Source organism: Glacieibacterium sp. (assembly GCF_965200405.1).
GTDB lineage: Bacteria > Pseudomonadota > Alphaproteobacteria > Sphingomonadales > Sphingomonadaceae > Glacieibacterium.
This window is the reverse complement of record NZ_OZ241356.1, coordinates 534,955-550,101: the sequence shown is the minus strand read 5'-3', so window position 1 is coordinate 550,101 and position 15,147 is coordinate 534,955. Positions and strand designations below refer to the sequence as shown.

General features: G+C 66.8%; 13 protein-coding genes. 7 read left to right on the top strand and 6 right to left on the bottom strand.

Features of this window, described 5'->3' with window-relative positions:
- The first annotated feature begins 400 nt into the window (after positions 1 to 400).
- Positions 401 to 2,395 (top strand): DNA topoisomerase IV subunit B, encoded by a 1,995-nt coding sequence (parE, locus tag ACOFKW_RS02470; RefSeq protein WP_419815772.1) that lies wholly within the window; start codon positions 401 to 403, stop codon positions 2,393 to 2,395.
- A gap of 173 nt (positions 2,396 to 2,568) precedes the next feature.
- Positions 2,569 to 3,873: an NRAMP family divalent metal transporter gene (locus ACOFKW_RS02465; RefSeq protein ID WP_419815771.1), complete on the top strand. Its 1,305-nt coding sequence runs from the start codon at positions 2,569 to 2,571 to the stop codon at positions 3,871 to 3,873.
- Positions 3,874 to 3,900: 27 nt separating this feature from the next.
- Here the strand turns inward: ACOFKW_RS02465 and ACOFKW_RS02460 are convergent, their stop codons facing one another.
- From ACOFKW_RS02460 to metZ, 3 genes are read right to left on the bottom strand one after another with little or no spacing between them, the layout of a single operon-like run.
- The gene (locus ACOFKW_RS02460; protein WP_419815770.1) at positions 3,901 to 4,692 is read right to left on the bottom strand and encodes a LysR substrate-binding domain-containing protein; all 792 of its coding nucleotides are present in this window, start codon (positions 4,690 to 4,692) and stop codon (positions 3,901 to 3,903) included.
- Complete coding sequence (apaG, locus tag ACOFKW_RS02455; protein ID WP_419816851.1) at positions 4,689 to 5,093, bottom strand: Co2+/Mg2+ efflux protein ApaG; 405 nt, start codon at positions 5,091 to 5,093, stop codon at positions 4,689 to 4,691. The genes ACOFKW_RS02460 and apaG overlap by 4 nt, the downstream gene beginning before the upstream one ends.
- On the bottom strand, positions 5,093 to 6,298 hold the full coding sequence (gene metZ, locus ACOFKW_RS02450) for an O-succinylhomoserine sulfhydrylase (protein WP_419815769.1): 1,206 nt from the start codon (positions 6,296 to 6,298) through the stop codon (positions 5,093 to 5,095). Before metZ ends, apaG begins: the two co-directional genes overlap by 1 nt.
- A 78-nt stretch (positions 6,299 to 6,376) precedes the next feature.
- Between metZ and xth the strand changes: the two genes are divergently transcribed.
- Complete coding sequence (gene xth / locus ACOFKW_RS02445; protein ID WP_419815768.1) at positions 6,377 to 7,153, top strand: exodeoxyribonuclease III; 777 nt, start codon at positions 6,377 to 6,379, stop codon at positions 7,151 to 7,153.
- 192 nt (positions 7,154 to 7,345) lie between these two features.
- On the opposite strand, the gene ACOFKW_RS02440 is transcribed toward xth, so the two are convergent.
- Entirely contained in the window at positions 7,346 to 7,792 is a 447-nt protein-coding gene (locus ACOFKW_RS02440; RefSeq protein ID WP_419815767.1) for a MarR family winged helix-turn-helix transcriptional regulator, read from the bottom strand.
- 106 nt (positions 7,793 to 7,898) lie between these two features.
- On the opposite strand from ACOFKW_RS02440, the gene ACOFKW_RS02435 reads away from it, so the two are divergent.
- Positions 7,899 to 8,963: an FAD-dependent oxidoreductase gene (locus ACOFKW_RS02435; RefSeq protein WP_419815766.1), complete on the top strand. Its 1,065-nt coding sequence runs from the start codon at positions 7,899 to 7,901 to the stop codon at positions 8,961 to 8,963.
- A 207-nt stretch (positions 8,964 to 9,170) separates the two neighbouring features.
- On the opposite strand, the gene ubiB is transcribed toward ACOFKW_RS02435, so the two are convergent.
- Positions 9,171 to 10,715, bottom strand: coding sequence for a 2-polyprenylphenol 6-hydroxylase (gene ubiB, locus ACOFKW_RS02430; RefSeq protein ID WP_419815765.1), 1,545 nt, complete (start codon positions 10,713 to 10,715; stop codon positions 9,171 to 9,173).
- Positions 10,712 to 11,443, bottom strand: a complete 732-nt coding sequence (locus ACOFKW_RS02425; protein WP_419815764.1) for a class I SAM-dependent methyltransferase — start codon at positions 11,441 to 11,443, stop codon at positions 10,712 to 10,714. The genes ubiB and ACOFKW_RS02425 overlap by 4 nt, the downstream gene beginning before the upstream one ends.
- Positions 11,444 to 11,730: 287 nt before the next feature.
- Between ACOFKW_RS02425 and mutM the strand changes: the two genes are divergently transcribed.
- The 3 genes from mutM to dnaA all read left to right on the top strand — a co-directional run bounded on the left by mutM (position 11,731) and on the right by dnaA (position 14,957).
- The gene (gene mutM / locus ACOFKW_RS02420; RefSeq protein ID WP_419815763.1) at positions 11,731 to 12,543 is read left to right on the top strand and encodes a bifunctional DNA-formamidopyrimidine glycosylase/DNA-(apurinic or apyrimidinic site) lyase; all 813 of its coding nucleotides are present in this window, start codon (positions 11,731 to 11,733) and stop codon (positions 12,541 to 12,543) included.
- A gap of 139 nt (positions 12,544 to 12,682) precedes the next feature.
- On the top strand, positions 12,683 to 12,946 hold the full coding sequence (rpsT, locus tag ACOFKW_RS02415; RefSeq protein ID WP_419815762.1) for a 30S ribosomal protein S20: 264 nt from the start codon (positions 12,683 to 12,685) through the stop codon (positions 12,944 to 12,946).
- 496 nt (positions 12,947 to 13,442) lie between these two features.
- Complete coding sequence (gene dnaA / locus ACOFKW_RS02410) at positions 13,443 to 14,957, top strand: chromosomal replication initiator protein DnaA (protein ID WP_419815761.1); 1,515 nt, start codon at positions 13,443 to 13,445, stop codon at positions 14,955 to 14,957.
- Positions 14,958 to 15,147 lie beyond the last annotated feature (190 nt).

Genomic DNA, 15,147 nt, shown 5'->3' with positions numbered 1-15,147 from the left:
TGATCTGTGCACCCGCTCGGGCATCCGTGGTTCACGGCAGTCTTGTTGAACCAAAAGTGCCAAGCTTTTGTGCGTTGCACAACTGCTGATTACGGCAGTCACACATTGTGAAGCTATGTGGATTTCCAGCAACACGCATTACAGCGCCGTAAAAGGCTGAGCGCGAGGACAGGGAATGAAAAAAGAGGCCGGTAGCGAACTACCGGCCTCTAGTAAAATCCTTGGGGAGGATCGCCATATTGGCCTGATTGTTGTGCACTGCAGCAAAGCGATTTGCAACAACAATCTGCACGACCGTTCAACTTTTTCGGTGCTCCACCGTACAAACCACGCATTTCAGCCATTTCGGCAGGGGGACAAGCATTTTGCGCGAAGCCGCACACCGTCCTAGAAGGAGGTCATGAGTGACCTGTTTGCCGCTTCCACACCGTCGACCGACTATGATGCCAGCCATATCGAGGTGCTCGAAGGGCTGGAGCCAGTGCGCCGCCGCCCCGGCATGTACATCGGCGGCGTCGACGAGCGTGCCCTCCACCACCTAGCCGCCGAAGTCCTCGACAATGCCATGGACGAGGCCGTTGCCGGTTTCGCGACGCGAATCGAGGTTGTGCTGGAGGCCGACCAGAGCCTGAGCATCACCGACAACGGTCGCGGCATCCCGGTCGACGCCCATCCGCGCTATCCCGACAAGTCGGCGCTGGAGGTCATCATGACCATGCTCCACTCGGGCGGCAAGTTCAGCGGCAAGGCCTATGCGACCAGCGGCGGCCTGCACGGCGTCGGCGTCTCGGTGGTCAACGCGCTGAGCGTGCGGCTGACCGTCGAGGTGGCGCGCAACCGCGAGCTGTTCCGCCAGAGCTTTTCGCGCGGCTTCCCGACGACGCCGCTGGAGAAGCTCGGCGCGGTGCCGAACCGGCGCGGAACGACGATCGCCTTCATGCCCGATCCCGAGATCTTCGGGGCGGAGGCGCGCTTCAAGCCGGCGCGGCTATACCGGCTGGCGCGATCGAAGGCCTATCTGTTTCGCGGCGTCGAGATCCGCTGGCGGTGCGCGCCGGAGCTTATCGTCGACGACACGCCCGCGACCGCCAGCTTCCAGTTTCCCGGCGGCCTTGCCGACCATCTGCGCGAGCAGCTCGGCGATCGCGACCTGGTGACGCCGCAACTGTTCGAGGGTCGCGCCGACCTGCCGCTAAACGAGCACGGTGTCTCGCAGGGCGCGGTCGAATGGGCGGTGGCCTGGCCGTTGTACGGCGAGGGCTCGGCCAGCTATTATTGCAACACCATCCCGACCCCCGACGGCGGCACCCACGAGGCCGGGCTGCGCGCCGCCCTGTTCAAGGGGATCAAGGGCTTTGCCGGGCTGATCAAGCAGAAGAAGGCCGACGAGGCAGCGCCCGAGGACGTCATGACGGGTGCCGAGATCATGCTGTCGCTGTTCATCCGGGAGCCGCAGTTCCAGAGCCAGACCAAGGACCGGCTGACCAGCCCCGAGGCGGCGCGACTGGTTGAGAATGCGGTGCGCGACCATTTCGACCATTGGCTGTCCGACCAGCAGGAGCGCGGGCGAGCGCTGCTCGGCTTCGTGCTCGAGCGCATGGACGAGCGGCTGCGGCGCCGCGCCGACCTGGCGACCAAGCGCAAGACCGCGGTCAACAAGCGCAACCTTCGCCTGCCCGGCAAGCTGACCGACTGCACCCGCGCCGATGCGACCGGCACCGAGCTGTTCATCGTCGAGGGCGATTCGGCCGGCGGCTCGGCCAAGCAGGCGCGCGACCGCAACACCCAGGCGGTGCTGCCGATTCGCGGCAAGATCCTCAACGTCGCCAGCGCCAATGCCGCCAAGATCGGCGCGAACGTCGAGATCGGCGACCTGATCCTGGCACTCGGCTGCGGCACGCGGGCCCAGTATCAGCCGGCGGCGCTGCGCTACGAGCGCGTCGTCATCATGACCGACGCCGATGTCGACGGCGCGCACATCGCGACGCTGCTGATGACGTTCTTCTTCCAGGAGATGCCGGGGCTGGTCCGCGACGGCCATTTGTTCGTCGCCCAGCCGCCGCTGTACCGCATGGCGCAGGGTGGCACCGTCGCCTACGCCCGCGACGACGCCCACCGCGAGGAGCTGCTGCGCACCCTGTTCAAGGGCAACCGCGCCAAGGTCGAGGTCGGTCGCTTCAAGGGCCTCGGCGAGATGGCCGCCTCGCAACTGCGCGAGACGACGATGGACCCGGCCAAGCGGACGCTGCTCAAGGTGACGTTGCCGACCGACTATGACGAGAAGGCGTCGGTCAACGACCTCGTCGAGCGGCTGATGGGGCGTAACCCGGAACACCGCTTCGCCTTCATCCAGGCCAGCGCGGCTCAGGTCGAGGCGGAGTCGATCGACGCCTGAGATGGGCGCAATGTCCGTCGCGGTGCGGGTTCTCGCTGCCTGCACCGTCTGAGCAGCCGCGCCGGGGTCTCGCCAGCGGTGCCCTCGTAAGCGCTTAGGCATCTGGCACGCTGTCGCTCACGCGGATCTGCGCTATGGGTGCGAAACGATCCGACGCCGCGAGGGACTTGACCATGGCCGATGCCGAGCTGCCCGCCGCCGCCAATTCACCGGGCGCGGTCAAGCAGCCGACGCGGCCCAGGCTGTTGTCGGTGCTCGGGCCGGGACTGATCACCGGCGCCTCGGACGACGATCCCAGCGGCATCGCCACCTATTCGCAGGCGGGGGCGCAGTTCGGCTATAATCTCGGCTGGGTCATGCTGTTCAGCTGGCCGCTGATGTGCGCGATCCAGGAGATCAGCGCGCGGATCGGCCGGGTGACCGGACGCGGCATCGCGGGCAATCTCAAGCGGCACTATCCGCGCCCGGTTCTGTACACGCTGATTTCGCTGCTGATCGTCGCTAACACCATCAACATCGGCGCCGACCTGGGCGCGATGGCGGCGGCGTTGAAGCTGGTCGTCGGCGGGCCGCACCTGCTGTGGGTGGCGGGGTTCGCGCTGCTGTCGCTGACGCTGGAAACCTTCGTGCGCTACTCGCGCTACGTCTCGGTGCTGAAGTGGCTGACGCTGTCGCTGTTCGCCTATGTCGGGGTGGCGCTGACCGTGCACATTCCCTGGGGCGAGGTGGCGCTGCGGCTGGTGGTGCCGCACATCACGCTGACCGCGGGTTATCTCACCGTCGTCGTCGCGATCCTCGGGACGACGATCAGCCCTTACCTGTTCTTCTGGCAGGCCGAGGAGGAGGTCGAGGAGGTCAAGGAGCGCAAAGGCGCGGTGCCGCTCAACCGCGCGCCGGAGCAGGCGCCGACCGAGTTCAGGCGCATCCGCTGGGACACCTATATCGGCATGGGCTTTTCAAATCTGGTGGCGCTGTTCATCATCCTGACCACGGCGGCGACGCTGCACGCGCAGGGGATCACCGACATCGAGACGTCGGCCCAGGCGGCTGAGGCGCTGCGCCCGATCGCCGGGCCGTACGTGTTCCTGATCTTCGCGCTGGGGATCATCGGCACCGGGCTGCTGGCCCTGCCGGTGCTGGCGAGCTCGACGGCCTATGCGGTGGGCGAGACGCTGGGCACCCACGTCGGGCTGGCGCGCAAGGTCGGCCGGGCGAAGGCTTTCTACGGAGTGATCGCGGGGGCGACGCTGGTCGGGGCGGCGATGAACTTCACGTCGCTCGATCCGGTCAAGGCGCTGTTCTACAGCGCGGTGCTCAACGGCGTCGTCGCGGTGCCGATCATGGCGATGATGTTGCTGATGGCGAGCCGCAACGACGTGATGGGCAGCTTTACGCTGTCGCGCCCGATGAAGGCGGTCGGTTGGCTGACGACTTTGGTGATGGGCGTCGCGGCGATCGGCATGTTCGCGACTATGTAAATCAGGCGAACCAGTCGCCGGTGTAGCTCAGGCGAGCAGGAACTCGACGATGGCGCGGACCTTGGCCTGGCGCCACTGCGGCGTCGGGGCGATCAGCCACCATGACTGCGCCGAGGGCTCCGGCTCACCGATCGGGACCACGCGGCCAGCGGCAAGGTCGGCAGCCGCCAGCGTCGCGGGCACCTTTGCGAGACCCAACCCGAGCGCCGCGGCATCGAGCGCCAAGCCGGCATCGGCGACGGTCAGCCCGGTGGCCTCCAGGTCGCCGGGGTGGGCGATGCGCGAGCCGTCCGCCTCGGCTCCGGGCGCGCCGACGAGCACCAGCGTTTCCGCAGCGATGACCCGGCCGTGGATGCCTTCCTCCTGCGGTTCCCCGTCGAAGACGATGGCGAGGTCGAGGTTGGCCTGGGTAAAATCGACCGCACCGTCGCTGGCCGCGAGCACGAAGCGCACTTCCGGATTGGCGCGGGCATAGCCGGCCAGCCTTGCTGCGAGCCACTTGGCGGTGAAATCGCGCGGCGCGGCGATGGTCAGCACCCGCGAGCCCTGTGCGTCCTGCAGGATCCGCACCGACTCCTCGAACTGCAGGAAGCCGGCGCGCAGCGCGGGCAGGGCGCGCTCGGCCTCCGGGGTCAGCTCCAGGTTGCGCGTCATCCGCTTGAACAGCACGACGCCGAGCGTGTCCTCCAGCGCCCGGATCTGCTGCCCGACCGCAGCCGGGGTCACCGCCAGCTCGTCCGCCGCCTTGGTGAACGACAGATGGCGCGCCGCCGCATCGAAGACGCGCAGCGCGTTCAAAGGCAGGTGGGTGCGCTTCAATTCAAGCTCGTGCGGGCATGCGGGCTGTCGAGCGAGAACAGCGGGATCGCGACCTCGAACAGCTCGCCGTCGGCGGCCATGGCGTAGGTACCGTGCATCGTGCCCGACGGCGTCGACAGCGGGCAGCCGGAGACATAGTCGAAGCTGTTGCCCGGCTCGATCAGCGGCTGCTCGCCGACGACGCCCTCGCCCTGAACCTCTTCGGTGCGGCCGCGGCCATCGGTGATGATCCAGTGGCGGGCGATCAGCTGGACGTCGCGCTCGCCGCCGTTCTCGATGCGGATGTGATAGCTCCAGACGAAGACGCCCTGCTCCGGGTCCGACTGGTCGGGCAGGAAGCTCGGGTTGACGCGCACCGTGACGCCCGCCGTCGTCGCCGCATAAGGAAAGAACGCCTGCATCATAGCCCGGCCTTCTCCAGCGCCTGCGACAGGTCGGCGATCAGGTCGCGGTGATCCTCCAGCCCGACCGACAGCCGCAGCATGCCCTCGGTAATGCCCATCTCCTCGCGCACCGCCGGCGACACGCTGGCGTGGGTGCTCGACGCCGGATGGGTCATCAGCGACCGCGAGTCGCCGAGGTTGTTGGAAATGTCGATCAGCTCCAGCGCGTCGAGCAGGGCGTGGGCCTGGACGCGATCCTCGACGAACAGCGCGATGATCGTGCCGCCGCCGCTCATCTGGCGCATCGCCAGTTCGTGCTGCGGATGGCTCGGCAGGCCAGGGTACAGCAGCTTCGGCACGCGGGCTTCCAGCGCCTTGGCGACTGCAGTGGCGTTATCGACGGCACGCCGGACGCGAAGGTCCATCGTCTCCAGCGACTTGAGCACGACCCAGGCGTTGAAGGCGCTGAGCACGGGCCCGGTGTGGCGCGCCATCGCCATGTAGGTGTCGTTCATCCAGCCCGCCGGCCCGAGGATCGCCCCGGCCAGCACGCGGCCCTGGCCGTCCATGTGCTTGGTCGCGGAATGCGCGACGACGTCGGCGCCGAGCTCCAGCGGACGCTGCAGCACCGGCGAGGCAAAGGCGTTGTCGACCACGACCAGCGCGCCCGCATCCTTGCCGATCGCCGAAATCGCCGCGATGTCGCAGATATCCAGCGTCGGATTGGCCGGAGTCTCGAGGAAGAACGCCTTGGTGTTGGGCTGGCGCGCCTTGGCCCAGGCGTCGACGTCGCGCCCGTCGACGACGGTGGTCTGGATGCCGAAGCGCGGCAGGATGGTATCGACCAGCACCCGGCACGAGCCGAACAACGCCCGCCCGGCAACCAGATGATCGCCCGCCGACAGATGACTGAGCAGTGCGCCCGACATCGCCGCCATGCCGGTCGCGGTGGCGCGGCACGCCTCGGCGCCTTCGAGCAGGCACAGCCGCTCCTCCAGCATCTGCACCGTCGGGTTCTGCAGGCGCGAATAGGTCATGCCCTGCTCGGTGCCGGCAAAACGCGCCGCGGCCTGGCCGGCGCTGTCATAGGCAAAGCCGGAGGTCAGGAAGATCGCCTCCGACGTTTCGCCCCATTCGGAGCGCGCGGTGCCGCCGCGAACGGCCTGGGTCGCGGGGTGCCAACCGCGGGTGATGGCGCGGTCCTGTCCGGTGGTGCGTTTCATGGTGAACGGCTTAGCCGCTGCGGGTCACAGCGCGCAACTATTGCCGCTCAGGCGCGGCGAACGGGAGGGACGACGGCCATGCGGATCGCGACATTCAACGTCAACGGCGTCAACGGCCGGTTGCCGGTGCTGCTTGAATGGCTGGCGACGACGCAGCCCGACGTCGTCTGCCTGCAGGAGCTGAAGGCGCCGCAGGACAAGTTTCCGGCGCAGGCGATCGAGGACGCCGGCTATGGTGCGATCTGGCACGGCCAGAAAAGCTGGAACGGCGTCGCGATGCTGGCGCGCGGCACCGTGCCGGTGGAGACGCGGCGCGGCTTGCCGAACGATCCCGACCCGGCGCAGAGCCGCTATATCGAGGCGGCGGTGAACGGCGTGCTGATCGGCGGCCTGTACCTGCCCAACGGCAACCCGCGCCCCGGCCCCAAGTTCGACTATAAGCTGGCCTGGTTCGAGCAGTTCACCGCCCATGCCGCCGATTTGCTGGCGAGCGGCGCGCCGGTGGTGCTGGCCGGCGACTATAACGTCATGCCGACCGAGGCCGACGTCTACAAACCCGAGCGCTGGACCGAGGACGCGCTGTTCGCCCCCGAGATCCGCGAGGCGTTCTTCCGCCTGACCGCCCAGGGCTGGACCGACGCGCTGCGGGCGCTGCATCCCGACGAGACGATCTACACCTTCTGGGATTATTTCCGGAATGCCTATGAGCGGAACGCGGGGCTGCGGATCGACCATCTGCTGGTCAGCCCGTCGCTGCGCCCTCGCCTCAAGGCGGCGGGCGTCGATCGGAGCGTGCGCGGCCTGCCCAAGTCGAGCGACCATGCGCCGACGTGGATCGAACTCGCCGACGCTTGAGTGCAAGAAACAAAATGCGACATCCACCCTCTGAAGCTGTCATTTCTCTCAAAGCTTCGATCGTTCCAAATGGCGATCATATCTCTGCAAACTCAACGACCGCTTCCGCCTAATCTGAGCCGTCCAGCCTGTTCATGAGACAACCCGAAAGCCGCCATAACCTAACGTTTCCGGACCGTCCGTGATGCGCGACTAACTCTCGATCCCGTCGACGTTTTCCAGCACGCGCCCGAGTAACTCGAGAAGTTTGTCGACGTCCTCGGCGGAAAATCCCCGCGTCATGTCCGCGTTGGCCTGGCGAAGTATCGCTCGACTCGCGGGAATGCGTCGTTTGGCTTTTTCCGTCAGAGTGATCAGGCTAGGGCGCCTGTCGGATGGATCAGGCTCCCGTTGGATAAGCCCGTCGCGCTCCATCCGAACCAGGAGCTGCGCCATCGACGGCTGCTCGACCTTGGCGCGTCGCGCGAGTTCGGTCTGCGACAGCGAGGCGCCACGGCTCAGCATCGACAGCACGGGAAGCTGTGCCGTGGCGAGACCGGCGGCGCGTAACCGCACATCGCCGATCCGCGTCTGCGCGCGACCGATCCGGCTGAAATAATGGCTTGGATGCTTAAGTGGCTGCCATTCTTCGTCAGTCATTGCATAGGTGCCTATAGACATGTATATAGCTACCTATGTTTATGGAGTTGAGCGTATGAAAAGTCTACGGCGCATCGCGATTATAGGTGGCGGTCCTGGCGGCTTGATGCTCGCGCGACTGCTGCAATGCCGAGGCGTGGCGACAACGGTGTTTGAGCGCGATGCACACGCCGGCGAACGGCCGCAAGGTGGCTCGCTTGATCTACACCCTGACACCGGCCAGCGCGCGATGCGGCTCGCGGGTCTGGAAGAAGCATTCCTTGCAGTCGCCCGGCCTGAGGATCAAGGGGATCGTCTCTACGATCGGGACGGGCAGCTACTTTTCGACCGGGACGGTGCGGGTGACGACCGACCCGAGGTCGATCGTACCGCGCTCCGGCAGCTCTTGCTCGATGCCCTCGCGCCGGGAACGGTGCGATGGGGCAACCGGATACAGTCGATTGAGCCGGCGGAATCTGGATATTGCATCATCGCGAACGACCTCTCCGAAAAGTTCGACATCGTCGTCGGAGCAGACGGTGCCTGGTCGCGCGTGCGGGCCCTGCTGAGCGACGTCGGGCCGGCGTATGAGGGGGCGACCATGGTGGAACTCGGTTTCAGCACCGTCGAGCATCCGCATGTCGATGCGCTCGTCGGTAGCGGCAAGATGTTCGCGGTGGGCGACAACCGGGTTCTTATCGCCCAGCGCAATGGGCTTGGACATATCCGCGGATATGCCGGATTGCGCTTGCCGGAGGCGGTCGTACGCGAATGGTCCGAAGCCTCTGTCGATAAGCTTCGCGCATACACGCAGGACGCGTTCGCCAGCTGGGCGCCGTCGCTCACCCACATGCTGGATGTCGGCGAAATCCTCGGAGTCAGGCCGCTCTGCGCGCTGCCAATCGGATATCGCTGGTCCAGTCGGCCGGGTATGACATTGCTCGGCGATGCCGCGCACGTGATGTCGCCGTTTAGTGGCGAGGGTGTGAATCTTGCGTTGGCGGATGCGGCCGACCTCGCGGATGCCTTGGTCCGCCGAACGAGCTGGGAAGCCGTCGAAGCATACGAAGAGGCAATGGCGGCGCGCGCCGCCATTGCGGCAGCCGGCGCAGCCGAAGGGCTGGCCACGACCTTCTCCAACGCTGGCGTGGCAGCAGTGCTCGAGCATTATCAGGATCGGAGCCCGACCTGATCGCCGGGTGGAGCCAGCTCGAGGGAAACGGCGTGAACGGCAGCTATCCTCGTCCGATCACCGAAAGCTGACGGTCCGAAAGCCACCAGATTCGCCTCTCGAGGTTTGGTTTGCAATCGACATCGTCGCCCTCCCAAAGGTTTCATCCCGGCCTATGACGGGATGACATCTCCTGAAATTGGTAACCGCGGCGGCGGTAGGGGCACTCTAGTGCGCGACCAGCGCCGCGCCGAGTGCGATGCCGGCGACCGCAGTCGCCAGTGCGACCCACCAGTGCAGGACGACACGCGCGCGGACGTGGACCTCGGGTACCGGCTCGGGCTCTGGCGCCATTGGCGGGGCGGCGCCTTCGACCGGGACCTTGGCGATCAGTTGGCGGAAGACGCGGGGGAGCTGGCGCAGGCTGCGGAAATTGGCGACCAAGGAGTCGGCCAGCCGGGCCTCGGGGCCGAGTTCCTCGCGCATCCAGTCGCGGACGAACGGCTCGGCGACCTGCCACATGTTGACCTTTGGATCGAGCGTCAGCGCGACGCCCTCGACCATCACCATGGTCTTTTGCAGCAGCAGCAGATGCGGCTGGACCGCCATGTCGAAGCTGCGGGTGATGCCGAACAGCCCGTCTAGCAGGTTGGAGATCGAGATGTCGCGCGCATCCAGCCCGCGGATCGGCTCGCCGACGGCGCGGAGTGCGGTGGCGAACTCGCCGACATTATGGTGCGCGGGGACATAGCCCGCCTCGAAGTGGATCTCGGCGACGCGGATATAGTCGCCGGTCAGCAGGCCGTGGATGATCTGGGCCAGATAGACGCGGGCGCGGCGGTCGAGGCGCCCCATGATGCCGAAGTCGACGACGCCGACGCGGCCGTCGCGCAGCACGAACAGATTGCCCTGGTGCATGTCGGCATGGAAAAACCCCTGCGCGATCGCCTGGCGCAGGAAGCTGCGGACCAGCGTCGCCGCCAGCACGCGGCCGTCGAGGCCGAGCGCGGCAACCGCGGCGCGGTCCGACATCTTGACGCCGTCGATCCAGTCGATCGCCAGCACGCGGCGGGTGGTGCGGGCCCAGTCGACCTCGGGCACCAGGAAGCCCGGCTCGCCCTGCATCGCCTCGGCGAGTTCGGAGGCGGAGGCGGCCTCGCGGCGCAGGTCGAGTTCGGCCAGCGTCCACGCCTTGAAGCTGGCGATGACGGCGCGGGGACGCAGCCGCAGCGCCTCGCCGCCCTGCGCCTCGACCTTGGCGGCGGCCCATTCATAGGTCTCGATAGCCTCGGCGAAGGCGGCCTCGATGCCCGGGCGCAGGACCTTGATCGCCACGGTGCGCCCGTCGGTGGTGACGCCGCGGTGGACCTGCGCGATCGAGGCGGCACCGACCGGCACCGGGTCGATCGAGATGAAATGCTGCTGCCACGGCCCGGCATAGGCCTCGACCAGCGCCGCCTCGATGACCGCGAAGGGCAGCGGGGGCAGGGCGTCCTGCAGCCGGGTCAGGTCCTGCGCCGCCGCCTCGCCGATCAGGTCGGGGCGGGTCGCCAGTGCCTGGCCGAGCTTGATCGCGGCAGGGCCGATCGCCTCGAAGGCGCGGGCATAATCGGGCACGGCCGGAGTCGCGGTGCCGAAGCGCGCCAGCCGGGCCATGCGTCGCACGATCGCAGGGGCGTTGCCGTCCGCCTCGATTCCGCGCAGCGCGCCGTGGCGGCCAAGGGTCCGGCCCCAGCGCAGCAGCCGCCAGCCATGGGTCAGGCTGGAGGTCAAATCTTCCAGCCGCTGTGGATCGCGACCAGTCCGCCGAGGATCGGCCGCGACGACACGCGCGCAAAGCCTGCCGCCTCGATCATCTTCGAGAACTCGGGCATCGTCGGAAAGCGGCGGATGCTCTCGATCAGGTAGCGGTACGAGGCCTCGTCGCCGGCAACGTACTTGCCGATCTGTGGGACGAGCTTTTCGGAATAGGCATCATAGACGCGCCCGAAGCCCGGCCAGTCGGTGGTCGAGAACTCGAGGCAAAAGAAGCGCCCGCCGTATTTCAGGACGCGGCGGGCTTCCTTCAGCGCGGCGGGGATGTCGGTGACGTTCCGGATGCCGAAGGCGATGGTGTAGGCGTCGAAGGCGGCGCTGTCGAAGCTCAGCACCTCGGCGTTCTCGACCTGCCAGGTCAGTCCGTCGATCCCGCGCTTGGCGGCGCGCTGCTCGCCGACTTCCAGCATCGCGGCGTTGATGTCGGAGACGGTGACCGAGGCGCCGCGCGCCGCCATGCGGAAGGCGATGTCGCCGGTGCCGCCTGCCATGTCGAGGACGCGCTCGCCGGGCCGCGGCTTGACCATGGCGACGAAGCTGTCCTTCCACATGCGGTGGAGGCCGCCCGACATCAGGTCGTTCATCAAGTCATAGCGTCGCGCCACGCTGGAAAAGACTTCGCCGACCCGGCGCGTCTTCTCGGCGGGAGCGACCTGTTCGTAGCCGTAGCTGACCGTGTCTTCCATGGGTTCAGCGTCTAGCGCAGGGGTGGCGGGGCCGCAAACGGCGGTGTGTCGCGCCGCGCACGGAACGCGCTCGTGGTATGACGCCGCGTGTCCTGAAACCATTGTCCTACAGATGTGCCGATATGGTACATCCAGACGATCCCGCGAATCACCGGAGCCCAGCCGCATGTCCAGCCCTGCCGCCGCCATCGCCATTGCCCGCTCGACGGGCGCGCCGCCGACCGGGTGTGGCATGATGTTTTCGCCGTTATGCCGTGAAGTTTCCGTGAACTTCCGCGGTGCGTCCGGTGCCTGAGCTGCCCGAAGTCGAGACGACGGTGCGAGGGCTCAGGCGGGTCCTCGACGGGCGGCGGCTGACCCGGGTCGACCTGCACCGCGACGACCTGCGCCGCGCGTTCCCGGACGGGCTGGTGCAGCGGCTGGTCGGGGCGACGATCACCGGGCTCAGCCGCCGCGCCAAATACGGGCTGATCGCCACCGACCGCGACGACACGCTGATCTTCCATCTCGGCATGTCGGGGCGGATGCGGCTCGATCCCGAGGTGCTGGAGAAGCACGACCATGTCGTCTTCCACACCGACGACGGGCATGTCGTGGCGTTCAACGATGCACGGCGATTCGGCTCGCTCGACCTGGTGCCGACGGCGGCGCTCGGTGAGTATCCAGCCTTGGCCGCGTTGGGCCCGGAGCCGCTGGGCGTCGACCTGACCGCCCATCTGAAAGCGGCGTTCAAGGACCGCATCGCCCCGGTCAAGGCACTGCTGCTCGACCAGCGCGTCGTCGCGGGACTCGGCAATATCTATGTCTGCGAGGCGCTCAACTGCGCCCGGATCCACCCGGCGCGCGAGGGAGGCAAGATCTCGGCGGCGCGTATCGCCGCGCTGGCCGACGCGATCCCGCGTGTCCTCGACGACGCCATCGCCGCGGGCGGCTCGACCCTGCGCGACTTTGCCCAGGTCGACGGCACGCTCGGCTATTTCCAGAAAAGCTTCCGGGTCTATGGCCGCGAGGGCGAGCCTTGCCCCCGCGACGGCCACCCGATCAAGCGCATCGTCCAGAGCGGCAGGTCGAGCTTCTTCTGCAGCTGGTGCCAGCGGTGAGGGCGACGATCGGACCTATGTCGCAATGCTTGACCGCGGGGGCCGTCTCCACTAACAGACGCGCCCTACGGTTCGGGTCAGGTGGCCCGTCCGGTGCATCGGTTTGGTCCGGTGCGGACCAGATTTTTCGAGGACGATAATGGCCAACACGCCGCAAGCCGAAAAGCGCATCCGTCGCAACGACCGCCGGGCCGAGATCAACAAGGCGCGGGTCAGCCGCATCCGCACGTTCGTCAAGCGCGTCGAGACGGCGATCGATGCCGGCGGCAAGGACGCAGCAGTCGCGGCCCTGGCAGCAGCCCAGCCCGAAATGATGCGCGGCGTTTCGAAGGGCGTGCTCCACAAGAACACCGTCTCGCGCAAGATTTCGCGCCTCTCGAAGCGGGTTGCCGCTCTCGTCTGATTATAAGTTCCGGAAACGGAACAAGATTGATTTCAAGGGTCGCCCGCACGGGCGGCCCTTTTTGTTTGGGCTGAACGGGTTGGCAATGTGACAGCCCTGCACGCGACTCGTGCGACAATGTCGATTGAGCAAAAAACTTTCTATTATCAGCTACTTAGTGTCGATCACCGCGGTCTGACGTGTTTCCGTGTCAAACCTTTTATTTCAGTTTTGTGTTCGCCTCAGGCCTTGATCGGGCTTTTCGAGAATGCTTAGTGTCCCCTCCGGCCAGACGCCGCGGGAGGTTTCCTCCCACTCGATTCGGGTTGAACGGAACATGCACGACGTGGTCGAGACACCATGTCGGCAGCCGGCGAACTGCGTCGTGCACTCGGCACGGAGCGGCACGCCGTAAGATTGCTGGCGACTGCACAGGGGGTGCCGTCGCCCTGACCATAATAGGCTCTTAGAGCCGTGGGGGAGTTGAAGCGTGAGTTGGGGAGCCGTTCAAAATACCATGGCAACGGGTCGTCCTTCTCCGCTCTCGCCGTTCAGCGACTCAGGTCATGCACCACGCGCCGCCCATCTGTTCGGCGGCGAGCATGGCCCACGGTTCAATAGCGATGCCCATGATTCTCACGGCGACTCCCAGGATGCCGCCCAAGCCGGCGATCGTCCTGCCGCGATCTGGACGCTGATCCAGTCCGCGCTGCGGGCAGAGTGCGGCGCGCGGAGCTTCGACAATTGGCTGCGTCCCTTGGCGCTGCTCGGCGTCGACGGCGACACGGTACGCTTGGCCGCCCCGAGCCACTTCCTCGCCGACTGGGTCGCCAGCAACTTCATGGAGCGGCTGCGCGCCTTGTGGTCGGCTCATCACCCGGGCGTGCGCCACGTTGCCCTCAGCGTTGCCAGCGGCGCCGCTGCCCAGGCAGCCGCCCAACAGATTGCTGAGCCCAGCGTCGAGGAAACCGCCCCGGCCCAGGCTGTCGCGCAGCAGGCGACCTATATCGGCCTGCCGCTGGAGCCGCGCTACAGCTTCGACAGCTTCGTCGTCGGCAAGTCGAACGAGCTCGCCTATAACGCCGCGCGGACGCTGGCGGACGGCGGACCGGTCAGCTTCAACCCGCTCTTCCTTCATGGCCAGACCGGGCTCGGCAAGACTCACCTCATGCACGCCATCGGCGGCGAGCTGCGAGCCCGCGAGCCGAACGCCAAGGTCGCCTATCTCTCGGCCGAGAAGTTCATGGTCGAATTCCTTGCCGCCCTGCGCGCCAAGGACACGATCAGCTTCAAGCAGCGGCTGCGCTCGGTCGACCTGCTCATGATCGACGACGTCCAGTTCATCGCCGGCAAGGAATCGACGCAGGAAGAGTTCTTCCACACGATGAACGAGATCATCAGCGCCGGTAAGCGGCTGGTGATCACCGCCGATCGGTCTCCGCAGAACCTGGAGGGCATCCAGGAGCGCATCCTGAGTCGCATGGCCTGGGGCCTGGTCGCCGACATCAACGCGGCGGACTATGAGCTGCGGCTCAACATCCTGCACACCAAGGCAGCGGCGATGGCCGGCGTCGAGGTGCCGCCCGACGTTATCGAGTTCCTGGCGCGCAAGATCACCTCGAACGTCCGCGAGCTAGAGGGCGCCTTGAACCGCGTCGTCGCCTATGCGCGGCTGGTCGGCAAGCCGGTGACCATCGAGTTCACCCGTGAGACGCTGGCCGACCTGCTGCGGGCGCACGAGAAGAAGGTGACGATCGACGACATCCAGCGCCGCGTCGCCGACTATTACGGGCTCAAGATGGGCGACATGCTGTCGGCCCGCCGCGCCGTCGAGGTCGCCCGCCCGCGGCAGGTTGCGATGTACCTCGCCAAGAAGCTGACGCCACGCTCGCTGCCCGAGATCGGCCGGCGGTTCGGGGGGCGCGACCACACGACGGTCATGCACGCGGTAAAGCGCATCGACGAACTGCGCGCCAAGGACCGCGAGCTCGACGGTGACGTGTCGAACCTGTCCCGGATGTTGGACGGCTAAACCTGCCGTATGCTCCCGCCAGCGCGGGCAGGATAAGGTGGATCGCCCACACGGCGTCATCCCGGCGAAAGCCGAGACCCAGTTTCATTACGTGCTCCGCAATCGGGCCAGTAATGCAACTTGGTCCTGGCCTTCGCCGGGATGACACAGGGGGTGGTTGTTGTAAGGGGCGGCCCGCAGGCCGCCCGCC